This window comes from Virgibacillus litoralis (genome assembly GCF_017873675.1).
In the GTDB taxonomy this organism is placed as follows: domain Bacteria; phylum Bacillota; class Bacilli; order Bacillales; family Amphibacillaceae; genus Lentibacillus; species Lentibacillus litoralis.
Map to the genome: position 1 here is coordinate 1 of NZ_JAGGKK010000002.1, position 12,793 is coordinate 12,793.

Below are 12,793 nucleotides of genomic sequence, written 5' to 3' on the forward strand. Positions count from 1 at the left end.
GTGGCTCTGATTTGGGTTTTTCTTTCTTAGTAAACAGTCTACCAAATTAACCCACGACTTTACGATTAAGGAGCCAGTTTTGTTCATAGTAGCTATTAGTAGAAAATCAGCCAAATTTGAGGCAAAAATGACAAATAACGGAATGAGGATCCGAATCCAAGCTTAAATCGAGGGTTTTGAAGCAAATAACGGAATGAGGATCCGCCAAAACAGTAAACGAGATCCCCATTCCGTTAAAAAATGGGTTCATCAACAATAGAGGAGAAATGTCTCTAATTATGATGTGATTTCTAATGTTAGCATTTTCCTCTCCCAAAACTGAACCCATGAACAATTAATAAGTATTACTTTTAAACATTATTTACTTTTTCTACAAGAATTCTTGTACCATCAACATCAACAACCTTAATAGAGGTATTCTCAGGAATCCATTGACCATTTGAAATAGCACTGTAGTTTTTATTTTTAATTCGAACTGTACCAACCGGGCGTAGATTGCTTACTGTTTTACCTTCTTCGCTCAATAACCGCTCGTATTCCCCACTCATCGAGTTATAACCAGCTTCTTTGGTTAATTGGTCTACTAACGTTAGTTTTGACCACATATCCCGCCGATTAAATACTTTCAGGAAGAATAACGATGAAAATCCACCTAAAAGAACGCCAATAACTGCGTACATGCCTGCATAAAGATTTGGTGCAGTTAATGCTACAGCTGTTAGCATACAAGCTAACCCAATTGTTGCAAGAGTACCATCATTAATTACCTTTCCATCAATAATAATAAGTAATAATCCAAGTAAATAAACAATAAGCATAATAACAAAGGAGCCTGTTTCCAGGTAAACCGCAAAATAAACAGTTATAAATCCTAAACCTAACAGTCCGAAAAAACCACGCATATTGACTAGCATTTCACCGATGAGAAATAAAGTCCCAAATCCGGTGATAATGAAGCCTATCCAATTTAATGAAAAAATATCCACGTGCAAGCCTCCTTTTTCCCGTCAATTATTGTACGTTTTTATGATATAAATTGTTTCAAAAGAGGAGTAAAAAAATGAATAATTTTTTTAAAACAATTATATATATTTTAATTGCATTATTTGTTATAAGCATATATAAAGATTTAAGTATTGGAACAACTCTTACATCAATAAATAGAAATAAGCAACCTCAAGAAGAATATGTCACAAATACCAAAAATATATCAGCAATGGAAGTGAAAGTTAATCAAGGAGATACACTACTTACAATAGTTGAAAAAATAAATCCGCAACTAACGAATAATTTAGATGTTACTAAAATTGTATCTGACTTTAAAGCTTTAAACCCTACAGTAGACCCTAAACAATTACAGCCAAACGAATTTTATTCATTTCCAATATATGAAAGAGAGGCTGATACCTAATCAGCCTCTCTTTTCTAAACGTATGGAAGAACAAAAAGTGTAATAAGAATTGAAGCTGCACCTGCAATTATTGCAGTGTTACCAAGTGTTTCTGCATCACGGTTTCTTGCTATAAAGCCTACTATTATCCCGGCTCCACCAAGAATTATTGGCATGATAAAGAATGATATAATGGATAGTGCTAAAGCCATCCATCCAAAAGCGCTGTTTGCTTGGGTGCCTTCGGTATCTTCTTCATTTCTAACTGTGTCACCTATATCATCTGCTGTCATTTCAGCAGCAAACTCTTCATCATCCCTTCTACTGCTTGCAGCTGGGGTTTCTGGTACATCTTCTGAATCAACCGGTGCCTGGCCGCTTAGATTTGTACCAACCATGTCCATATCACGTGTTTCTGGTTGTTCCTTCTTGTTTAAATCATCTTCCACATTGTTTTGACGGGTAAACTCATCCATATTCTAGACCTCTCTTTCCTTTAAATGAGGTGCGTTCATAGTTTATGGATAACCTGACAATAATAATGATGGTAGTTGATGGTAACCCTCAATTTGCATTTGTAAATTGTTTATAGTCTTCAGCATTATTCTTGATTTCAAGCGCATACCAGCTTTTGGCATGTCCATTTTTATCAAGATAGTTGTTTAATCCTCCTATGCCACGATGGTATGCAGTTAGTGCTTTATCCCAATTGCCATATTGTTTATAAAGAAAGTCTAAATATACAAACGTTAAGTGAATGGAATAATATGGATTAAATAATAATTCCTCCTTATATGGTATTCCAGACATCTCAGCTATCCAAGGAGCTGTATTCTTCATAATTTGCCCCATTCCATACGCTTTACCATATTTTGTTTCGGGCCCCACTAGATTAGGATCAAATGTATTACCTGTTTCAACTCTAAATAGTTCGTAAGCTATATACGGGCTTATATCAAATGATTCGGCCTCCTGAACTAAATAAATAGCCCAGGACTTTTTAAACTCGCCATTACTATTCTTTACCAATTTATTAGCTTGCTTATTTACATATGTCCATGAGTGATAGCTATTTTTCTTGGCATCGAGTAACTGCTCTGTGTCTAAGTAATCATTTTCTAATGTTAATTTTTGATTCTCTGCTTCAAGGTGATTAGTTATAGAAGCTAATTGTTTATTTTCTTTTATGTACGAATAAGATATAACGGCAAAAACAGTACTAATACATAAAAATACAATAAATTGTTTAAATAATTGTGAATGTTGTTGTTCCAATTAATTACCTCCTTTAGATTATTGAATAAGTAAATTTTTTAATTGGTTATGCATATAGTAAATCAGTATTCTTTTTAAGGAGTATAATAATGTCAAAATTTATTAAAGATTTGGCCATCAAAAAAATGAAGCAGCTTTCACCGGAAGAACTGCTCCATTACAGTAAGCAAAATGGTGTTACTATTACTCGTTTACAGGCTCAGCAGATTATATCCTACTTACAAAATCATTCCGTGGATCCATTTGACAATCAAGGTAGGCATAAAATGCTCATAGAACTATCACGAATTACCGATAGGGAAACAGCTAAAAAATCAGAAAAACTATTTCACGAACTTATCAAGGCTTATGGACTGGAACACTTATTTAATTAATACCCTAATTACTGTTTCCTAAACTTAGAAAACTTGGCTTATCGCCTGGCCTTATAGATAAGCTTTAGTTGCACTTATGCAGTAAGAAAGGATTTATTCTTTCTTATCTGCCAAAAAGGGAATGACGTATAGTACGTCATTCCCTTTGAGTTTACTGGTTAACTATTTTCTCTTTTAAATCAGGAATAAAATTGCCTTCTTTAATCATGTCAATTTCAAATTTATATGGGGGTTTCTTATTCTTTTTATCTTCACCGACAAAAGGCGTTTCCAATATCTTAGGTAAATGCTTTAATTGTTGATGATGAATAACACGTTGCAATGCCTCGAATCCTATATGACCAAATCCAATGTTTTCATGACGGTCCTTATGGGCACCTAGTTCATTCTTACTGTCATTAACATGAATTACCTTTAATCGATCAATACCTATTATCTTATCAAATTCATCCAAAACACCATCAAAATCATTCACAACATTGTATCCAGCGTCATGTATATGGCATGTATCCATACAGACCGATAATTTTTCATTATGTGTAACCCCATCAAAAATTCGTGCTAATTCATCAAAGGTACGTCCAACCTCTGATCCTTTACCAGCCATTGTTTCCAATGCGATTTGAACATCTTTATCTTTTTCTAAGACTTCATTTAATCCTTCGATTATTCTTTTAATACCTTTATCGGCCCCTTCACCGACATGTGAACCGGGGTGAAGAACGATTTGCTTGGCTCCAATTGCAGCAGTACGATCTATTTCATTTCGTAAAAACGTTACACCTAGTTCAAATGTTTCTTTTTTTACTGTATTCCCTATATTGATAATATAAGGAGCATGAACAACAACGTCTTCAATCCCATTTTCTTTCATATGCTCTGTTCCTGCTGTAATATTAAGCTCTTCAATTGGCCTTCTTCTTGTATTTTGCGGCGCACCAGTATAAATCATAAATGCATTAGAGCCATATGATGCTGCCTGTTCACTTGAGCCTAATAGCATTTTCTTCCCACTCATCGAAACGTGTGATCCAATTTTTAACAATTACTCCACCTCAATTTACTTTTTCTTTTTATAATTTTTTCTTACCATTTGTTTTTTAATATTTTCCTGTTCTTTCTTCATCTTTTTCTTATATCCAGGTTTGACCTTTTTGGTCTTTTTAACCTGTCTCCAGGCTTGTGAATCAATATCTGTTTTAGTCTTGGTGCGTAGTTCACGCTCATTCCAGGATTTCGCTTCTTTCCATTCCCCATTCTTTATGTCGAAAAATGTGAACGTCAGACCTTTTTGCTCCAGCTTTTGTAACAGGTTTATGTCCTGATCGGCATATAAACTGATTGCTGTACCTTCCATCCCGGCACGGGCAGTTCGTCCTACACGATGAACATAAAAATCCTCTTCCTTAGGTAATTGAGCGTTTATGACATGACTTACCCCTTTTATATCTATCCCACGTGAGGCTAAATCAGTTGCTACAATATATTGGTACCGAAGGCCTTGGATGTCCTTTAGTACTCGTTTACGTTCCCTGGGCTTTAATCCGCCATGTATTAGTCCGACATCAAGTCCTTTTTGCTGCAAAGAAGCTGCGAGTGCATTAGCAATATCTTTGCCATTTGTGAAAATAATTGCCAGATAGGGTTGTATTGTTTTGGAGATTTCTATTATAACATCAGATTCATCCCTGTGTTTTAAAGCAATTAATCGGTGCTCCATTGTTTCAGGCGAAAGTTGATCATCAATCTTTACATGTAAAGGATTCTCCAGGTACTTTTTGAAAAAATGCTCTAATCGCTGAGGAATAGTTGCAGAAAATACAAGTAATTGAACGTCTTTTCTTGCTCGAATCAGTAACTGATCAACATCATTAATAAACCCTAAATCAAGCATAAGGTCAGCTTCATCAATTACAAACGATTTTGCAGAATATAGAGAAAGGGCATCCTCTTTAACCAAATCCAAAATCCTGCCTGGCGTACCAACAATAATATGTGGTGGTTCCTTTAGTTTTTCCATCATCTTTTGCTTATCAGTTCCACCAACTAATAACTTTGCATTCCAAATTTCTTTCTTTCCTGCATAATGAATAATCTTTTTAACCTCTTCATGTATTTGCATTGCCAGCTCTCGGGTCGGAGCAGTAATAACAAACTGCACTTCGCGTTTGCTAGCGTCTATCTGGTTAAATAAAGGTAATAAATATGCATGTGTTTTTCCGGACCCTGTATGTGACTGCCCAACAACACTAGTACCTTTAAGAATTGCTGGTATCACCTTTTGCTGTATTTCAGTCGGTTGTTTAAATCCTAAATGATCGATAATGTCTGACAAAACTGGGTGAAACGAAAACTGTTTAAAATTATTTTCCATGTGATAATACTCCTTCTGATGATAATCAATCATCCAATAGCTTAGAGAACTTAGCTTATTGTTACTGGTTTTTTTATGAAAGTCTATTTTGTTTTCCTAACTACCAATAAATACCAGCTTCTTTCTATTATAATGTAGTTTAATAATACATGCATCATATAAACTGAAACGGTTCAGTGTTTAAGTTGGACAGAATAACTTCTATACTCTTATTATTAAGGTGATTTTCCAGATAATCCTTAGTTCCTTCTTTCATAACTTTTTCTACATGATGTCCCGGATCAATAACCGATAACCCCATTTGCCATGCATCCTGGGCTGCATGAAATGTCATATCACCTGTAATGTATACATCTGCCCCCATTTTCTTAGCTTTATCAATATATTTTTCACCACTACCACCTAAAACAGCTACTCTTCTTACTTTTTTAGTTAAATCACCGGTCACACGCAGAGATGGAACTTCAAGTGCATGTTTCACTTGTTCCGAAAAATCTTGTAAGGTTACTCCTTTATCCAATGTTCCAATACGTCCAATACCACAAGTTTGTCCTGAATTATGAAGAGGCATTACATCATAGGCAGCTTCTTCATATGGATGTGCATTTATCATTGCCTCAATCACACTAGCCAATTTAGGCTGTTGTATAATTGATTCAACCTTAACTTCATCCACATATGCTAAATTATTAGCCGAACCGATATACGGGTTTGTCCCTTCCTGTGGCATAAATGTTCCTTGACCTTCTGTTTGAAATGTACAATGACTATAGTCGCCAATATGTCCGGCTCCATTTTCACTCATGGCATCTCGCACTTCGTTCAGATGTGTCTTTGGTACAAATACAGCAATTTTTACCAGTTCCTCCTGATAGGTCTGTTGTAATACTTCTGTTCGATTAATATTAAGCAATTCACAAAGCATATCATTTACGCCTCCATTAGCAATATCTAGATTTGTATGGGAGGCATAGACAGAAATATTATGCTGTATTAATTTCTGAATAATTCGGCCGTGAGATGTATCTACATTTACTTTTTTCACCGGTTTAAACAATAACGGATGGTGTGCAATTATTAAGTCAACATTCTTTTCTATTGCTTCATCCACTACAGATTCCAGGACATCCAATGTTACCATCACCTTGGTTACTTGATTATTGAATGATCCAACCTGTAATCCAACATTATCCCAATCGTATGCCAGATGCTTTGGTGCCCATGTTTCCATCAATTGAAAAATATCACTGTTTCGAGTTGTCATTGCCATTTTTTAAGACCTCCTGTACCCAAGACAATTCTTTTTCAAAATCGCTAATTTTATCCTGATTTTGTTCTTTTGCCTTCTTCATTTCATCGATAACTCTAATCCGCTTTGAAAGTTCATTATTCCATTTTTTAATAAATATTTCAGTTTTATGTTCTAATAACAGTGGTCCGAATAATAGCTGTTGTTGCAATAAATCTTTTTTGTACGGACTTTTGTCAGCTTGGCGATCTGCTACAATAATTTCATAAATATGTCCACTTTCCTCAAGTATTTCTTCACAAGTAATGGTGTAATTGTTTTTATAAAACCATTCACGTACATTTCGTTCATTTACATTTGGCTGTACGATGATTCGTTGCACACAGCTTAGTCTGCTTTTTCCATCTTCTAGAATGGATCTTATAAGTGATCCTCCCATACCCGTAATAACAAGCAGATTTACTTCACCATTCTGTATAATTTCTAACCCATCACCTAACCGTATCTCTACCCTAGTTGATAAGTCATATTTATTTATTGTCTCAAGAGCACTTTTAAAAGGACCTTCTTTTACTTCACCTGCAATAGCCTGTGCTTTGCTGTCATATAAGCAGACATAACATGGTAAATACGCATGATCAGATCCTATATCAGCAAAAGTGGCACCTTTCGTAATAAACGTTGCAACAGTGCTCAGTCGCTTAGAGAGTTTAATTGTGTTGTTCATCATTTTCTCCTTCATAATTATACACATCTAATAGCATAAAAGAGCAAGCCTTCTGCATGATATCAGTAAGCTTACTCTTTTAGCATAATAAACTATAAGTATCCTAAATAACTACTTTTGTTCAGAAAGCCATTTTGCAACAGCATCGGCTTTTTCACCTTGTAATAAATTACCAGGCATTCCGGAATCAGGAAATCCCGTTTTGATAATTTCTCTAATTTCCTCTTGCGAATATTTGCTTCCAACTTTATTTAGTGCTGGACCTGCACCACCGGATAAATCTGCACCATGACAGCTAGCACAAGTGTTTTCAAAAACTTTAGAAGGATCACTAGTAGTTTCTCCCTCTTGTGACTTCTCTTCCGTATTTTCGCCACCGTTTTGTTCTTCATCTTCAATAGCTTGACGCTGATCCAGACCAACAAACGATATAACAACTACCAAAAGTATCCCTATTACAGCAATAGTTGCATAAGGGATGACCGGGTTCTTCTTCATCGTAGTTCCTCCTTATGTAATCCCCTTAATCTCTATTTTGTTTCAAAAGCTATATATATTTTACTCGAAAAACAAATTTGTTTAAAGGGATAAGATGTGAAATTTTTGTAAAACAATATATAAAATGACAAATGCTATACCAAATATGCTAACAATTTTAAGGTATTTTATATCGAATCGCCGACTTAAAATAAACCATGAAATCACATTCATAATCATCACAAATTGCAGAAACCATTGATTAGCAGTAAATAAGGTACTTATATATATCGACATTAAAAGCAGCAGCAGCAGAAAAGTTACTATAGAAAGATGATAATAGATAGAAATCTTTTGACTGTATATTCTAGACATCCAATAAGAATATATTACAAATAAAAATAAGGTACTTACTTGTAGTGAAGCACGAAATTCGGTAAAATAAATAACTAGGAAAGCAAATGGTAATAATAAACTTAACAAAGTTAATTGAATAGCTTTTACGATATTTATTTTTTTCCCAACAATTTCTTCTTCAACACCCTCACCATTTGTATATATGGCCAAAAGAAAATCACAATACACATCGGGTAGTAAATTATGTTCTTTCCAGTAATGGATTTCTTCAACAACTGTTGCGATTCGCCTATCCGACATAAGAATCACCCCGGTGCAGTTATAACCTACAACTACTTAGTTGCACTTATGCAGTAAGAAAGTATCTATACTTTCTTAACTGCCAACAAATGTGCTTAATGACTGAAACGATTTATTCCAAAAAATCTTTTAATCGTTTACTGCGACTAGGATGTCTTAGCTTCCGTAAAGCTTTTGCTTCAATTTGACGAATTCGTTCTCTTGTAACACCAAACACTTTCCCGACTTCCTCCAGTGTTCTTGTTCGTCCATCATCTAAACCAAAACGCAAACGTAATACATTCTCTTCCCGGTCAGTAAGTGTATCTAGAACGTCTTCCAGTTGTTCTTTTAAAAGTTCATAGGCAGCATGATCTGACGGAGAAACTGCTTCCTGATCTTCTATAAAATCACCTAAATGGGAGTCATCTTCTTCCCCTATTGGTGTTTCAAGTGAGACTGGCTCCTGAGCAATCTTTAGGATGTCACGAACTTTATCAGGAGAAAGTTCCATTTCTTTTCCGATTTCTTCTGGTGTTGGTTCTCTTCCAAGGTCTTGCAACAATTGGCGCTGTACCCGAATAAGTTTGTTAATCGTTTCAACCATATGGACTGGTATCCGAATTGTTCTCGCTTGGTCCGCGATTGCTCTTGTAATTGCTTGACGAATCCACCATGTAGCGTACGTACTAAACTTAAAACCTTTACGATAATCGAATTTTTCAACAGCTTTGATAAGACCCATATTACCTTCCTGAATTAAATCAAGAAAAAGCATACCTCGACCAACGTACCGCTTTGCAATACTAACTACAAGACGCAAGTTAGCTTCAGCCAGACGTCTTTTTGCTTCATCTTCATTATTTTCAATTCGATGAGCTAGATCAATTTCTTCTGCAGCCGAAAGTAAATCCACTCTCCCTATTTCTTTTAAATACATTCTAACGGGGTCATTTATCTTTATACCGAGTGGTACACTTAAATCATTTAAATCAAATTCTTCTTCTTTTGCAATTTGCTGCATCTTAGGGTCTTCCTCTGAATCACCAATAACCTCTACACCTTGCTCTGCCAGGTACCCATAAAATTCATCCATCTGCTCGGATTCTATCTCGAAATTAGATAAACGATCAGCAACTTCTTCATAAGCCAGTGCTCCGCGCTTTTTCCCTATTTCAAGCAATTGATCTTTTGCTTGATCAAGTGTTAGTTCATTTTCATTTTCTTTTGTTTGTGAAGGCTTATTTTCGGCCATGAGTCCCCCTCCTTCCAACTACAATTTCAATTTAACTTCTTTAACTGCTTTTGCAATTCAATAATTTCCATTGCAATCTTTGCAGCCTTAATTGGGTCATTTTGTTGTTCGGCTAACTTTTGATCTTCTTTAAGTGCTTGAATACTATCTTTACTGCTATTTTCAGCACGAATTATTCGAATATAATCGCTGATTTCCTTATCACTTATATTCTCAAGAACAGGGATCATTGCAACCTCTGTAACCAAACGCCTTAAATTTTCATCAGTCAACGCTTCAATAAACATACTTACATCGGCCTGATGACCTTCTTCATAGAATGCATACAAATGTGTAGCAATAATTTTATGCTCATCAACATTAAAGGATGCACCTATTTCCTCCTGCACTTTATCAGTAATAGAAGTGTCTTGCAACATATATGCAATAAGCTGTCTTTCTGCATTATGAAAAGCTGGTAGTAATTTTTTTGTTTGTTGAAATTGTGGTGCCCTATTAGTATATCTGTTCTTTTCTCTCTTATCCTTACCAATGCTCATCTTTTGCTGATGGTTCTGGATTTCTTGTGTTAATGATTCCATTGTTACATTATATTCATTACTTATTTCTTTTAAGTAATATTCCCGTTCAACAGAGCTCTCAATCATTGCAAGCTGTTTAAGAACACTTTCAATATATTGTATGCGGTCACTTTCAAGACTAAGGTTGAAATCTTTTTTTAAATATCGCATGTAAAAGCTCGTAAACGTATAACTTGCTTTAATAACCTCATCTTTAAATGCAGTAGCACCAAATTCCTGAATAAAACTATCTGGATCCATGTTTTCCCTTAGATTTGCTATTTTTACATGACACCCAATTTTCTGTAACAAAACAGCAGCTTTGTATGTTGCTTCAGTGCCTGCATTATCAGCGTCATAACAGATGGTCACTGTATCGACATAACGCCTTAATAATTTTGCTTGTGATTCTGTAAGTGAAGTTCCTAAAGTTGCTACAGCATTTTTCACCTCTGCCTGATATGCAGAAATAACATCCATATACCCTTCGAATAAAACCACTTCGTTTTGTTTACGAATGTGTTTTTTGGCTAAATCAAAATTGTATAAGATACGCCCCTTTTGAAACAATTCACTTTCGGAGCTATTTAAATATTTTGGCTCCTGATCTCCAATTGTTCGTCCACCAAAACCTATGGACTTTCCTAAGTGATTCCGAATTGGAAATATGACCCTGCTTCGAAACCGATCTGTTACACTATTATCTTCATTTAGAGAAAGTAAACCAGCTTTAACAAGTATCTGTTGATGAAAGCCTTTTTTCTGCAAAAACTCAGCTGTAAAGTCTTTTACATTTGGTGCAAATCCTAGTTGAAAAACATCAATAGTTTCATCAGTAATACCCCGGTTTTTGAAGTATTGATAGCCCTCTTTACCATCTTTCGTATATCGTAATAAGTGATGATAAAGTTTAGTAATCCATTCATAAGCAGATAGGATGTTTTGATTTTCTTCCGACATGGATGATTCTTTGTTCATCCCTGTTTCAGGTAAGTCTACCCCACTTCTATTGGCTAGAAACTTTAGCGCCTCATAAAAAGAGTAATCTTCCATCTCTATTAGAAACGTCAATACATTTCCACCTTTACCACAACCAAAACAATGAAAAATTTGCTTTTCTTGCGTCACCGAAAAGGATGGAGTATTCTCCCCATGAAATGGACAAAGTCCGAAAAAGTTTCTCCCCTGTTTTTTTAATTGAACATATTCTCCAATAACATCAACAATATCATTGGATTTACGTACTTCTTCAATTACCTCTTCCGGTATTTGATTTGGCATTTTTACCACCATGCTTTAATATAGTTCGATACTTGTTAAGAAAATCCTTCATGATTCGACAAAGTTTTTTTAGAAAGTCGAAAAAATTTCCTTCTATGGAGTATAAAACTAAGAAGGATTTGTTTAACTTGTTGTATTATTGTACCTCTTGACAGGCTTGTATAAACCCTATGACAAACTATTATAATGCCTATACACTGTATTTCTACATAATTGAGCAGTATTCCTTCCTATATCTTAATGTTTTATTTTTCTGAATACGTCAGATGATCAACATTGTATAGTTTATTATTTTATTTTGACACAAAAAATAATTATAATACAAAAACGTTATGATTACCATTAAAAAACATTCTACTTAATCATAGAATGTTTTTTAAGATAATTAAAGCTATTTTTTAACCATATGAGAAATAATATTGGCTGTCTCTTCCACAGCTTTATTGGATACATCTATAGTTCTGCATCCAATCTTATTAACTAAATCATCAAAACACTCTAGCTCCTGGTGTATTCTTTCCATATTCGCGTATGTTGCTTGGTCACCGAGTCCCAATGCCTTTAATCTTTCTCTTCTTATTTCATTGAGTTTTTCAGGGCTTATTTGCAAGCCAATACACTTTCTCGGATCTACTTCGTATAACTCCTCAGGTGGATCAACTTCAGGAACAATTGGTACATTGGCAACCTTCAGCCTTTTATGTGCTAAATACTGTGATAAAGGGGTCTTTGATGTGCGTGAAACACCAATTAATATAATATCAGCTCTGGCAATACCACGTGGATCCCTACCATCGTCGTATTTAACCGCAAATTCAATTGCTTCCACACGTTTAAAATAGTCTTCATCTAATTTATGGACTAATCCAGGCTCAAGGCGCGGGTTATGATCAAAGAATTTTTCCATTGCATCCATCATTGGACCCATAATATCAATTGCTTGAATATCTTTTTCTTTTGCCTTTGTATTTAAATATTTACGTAGAATTGGGTCTACGAGCGTGAATCCGATAATACCTTGCTTTTCTTGTACAATTTGTACGGTTTCATCAATCGTTTTTTTGTCCTCTACATACTGCACTCGCTGTATATTATATTCCCCATTATTAAATTGACTCAAACCTGCTTTTATTACTAATTCAGCAGTTTCTCCAACGGAATCGGACAAAACATAAACTAGTGGCTTCTCACCCAT

Annotated in this window: 14 protein-coding genes; 2 read left to right on the top strand and 12 right to left on the bottom strand. The window is 35.0% G+C overall.

Annotated elements, in window-relative coordinates; genetic code table 11:
- Positions 1-350 precede the first annotated feature (350 nt).
- Positions 351-986, bottom strand: a complete 636-nt coding sequence (locus tag J2Z82_RS02270) for an NfeD family protein (RefSeq protein WP_209479182.1) — start codon at positions 984-986, stop codon at positions 351-353.
- Positions 987-1,060: 74 nt separating this feature from the next.
- On the opposite strand from J2Z82_RS02270, the gene J2Z82_RS02275 reads away from it, so the two are divergent.
- Complete coding sequence (locus tag J2Z82_RS02275; protein ID WP_209479183.1) at positions 1,061-1,411, top strand: hypothetical protein; 351 nt, start codon at positions 1,061-1,063, stop codon at positions 1,409-1,411.
- Between the two features lie 14 nt (positions 1,412-1,425).
- On the opposite strand, the gene J2Z82_RS02280 is transcribed toward J2Z82_RS02275, so the two are convergent.
- Together J2Z82_RS02280 and J2Z82_RS02285 are read right to left on the bottom strand one after the other, a co-directional pair.
- The gene (locus J2Z82_RS02280; protein WP_209479184.1) at positions 1,426-1,866 is read right to left on the bottom strand and encodes an MATE family efflux transporter; all 441 of its coding nucleotides are present in this window, start codon (positions 1,864-1,866) and stop codon (positions 1,426-1,428) included.
- Between the two features lie 88 nt (positions 1,867-1,954).
- Complete coding sequence (locus J2Z82_RS02285; protein WP_245251042.1) at positions 1,955-2,665, bottom strand: lytic transglycosylase domain-containing protein; 711 nt, start codon at positions 2,663-2,665, stop codon at positions 1,955-1,957.
- A gap of 89 nt (positions 2,666-2,754) precedes the next feature.
- Here J2Z82_RS02285 and J2Z82_RS02290 point away from each other — a divergent pair, with 89 nt between their 5' ends.
- Positions 2,755-3,039, top strand: a complete 285-nt coding sequence (locus J2Z82_RS02290; protein WP_209479185.1) for a DUF2624 family protein — start codon at positions 2,755-2,757, stop codon at positions 3,037-3,039.
- A 151-nt stretch (positions 3,040-3,190) separates the two neighbouring features.
- Here the strand turns inward: J2Z82_RS02290 and J2Z82_RS02295 are convergent, their stop codons facing one another.
- The 9 genes from J2Z82_RS02295 to J2Z82_RS02335 all read right to left on the bottom strand — a co-directional run bounded on the left by J2Z82_RS02295 (position 3,191) and on the right by J2Z82_RS02335 (position 12,793).
- Entirely contained in the window at positions 3,191-4,084 is an 894-nt protein-coding gene (locus J2Z82_RS02295; protein ID WP_209479186.1) for a deoxyribonuclease IV, read from the bottom strand.
- 15 nt (positions 4,085-4,099) lie between these two features.
- Positions 4,100-5,413 (bottom strand): DEAD/DEAH box helicase, encoded by a 1,314-nt coding sequence (locus tag J2Z82_RS02300; protein ID WP_209479187.1) that lies wholly within the window; start codon positions 5,411-5,413, stop codon positions 4,100-4,102.
- Between the two features lie 154 nt (positions 5,414-5,567).
- Entirely contained in the window at positions 5,568-6,683 is a 1,116-nt protein-coding gene (locus tag J2Z82_RS02305) for a Nif3-like dinuclear metal center hexameric protein (protein WP_390313957.1), read from the bottom strand.
- Entirely contained in the window at positions 6,658-7,389 is a 732-nt protein-coding gene (locus tag J2Z82_RS02310) for a tRNA (adenine(22)-N(1))-methyltransferase (protein ID WP_209479188.1), read from the bottom strand. Before J2Z82_RS02310 ends, J2Z82_RS02305 begins: the two co-directional genes overlap by 26 nt.
- A 111-nt stretch (positions 7,390-7,500) precedes the next feature.
- On the bottom strand, positions 7,501-7,887 hold the full coding sequence (cccA, locus tag J2Z82_RS02315) for a cytochrome c550 (RefSeq protein ID WP_209479189.1): 387 nt from the start codon (positions 7,885-7,887) through the stop codon (positions 7,501-7,503).
- 81 nt (positions 7,888-7,968) lie between these two features.
- Positions 7,969-8,523: a hypothetical protein gene (locus J2Z82_RS02320; protein WP_209479190.1), complete on the bottom strand. Its 555-nt coding sequence runs from the start codon at positions 8,521-8,523 to the stop codon at positions 7,969-7,971.
- Positions 8,524-8,635: 112 nt separating this feature from the next.
- Positions 8,636-9,757 carry an RNA polymerase sigma factor RpoD gene (gene rpoD / locus J2Z82_RS02325; protein ID WP_209479191.1) on the bottom strand — a complete coding sequence of 374 codons (1,122 nt, stop codon included), beginning with the start codon at positions 9,755-9,757 and terminating at the stop codon, positions 8,636-8,638.
- Positions 9,758-9,783: 26 nt separating this feature from the next.
- Complete coding sequence (gene dnaG, locus J2Z82_RS02330; protein ID WP_209479192.1) at positions 9,784-11,598, bottom strand: DNA primase; 1,815 nt, start codon at positions 11,596-11,598, stop codon at positions 9,784-9,786.
- A gap of 391 nt (positions 11,599-11,989) precedes the next feature.
- Positions 11,990-12,793, bottom strand: coding sequence for a pyruvate, water dikinase regulatory protein (locus J2Z82_RS02335; RefSeq protein WP_209479193.1), 804 nt, complete (start codon positions 12,791-12,793; stop codon positions 11,990-11,992).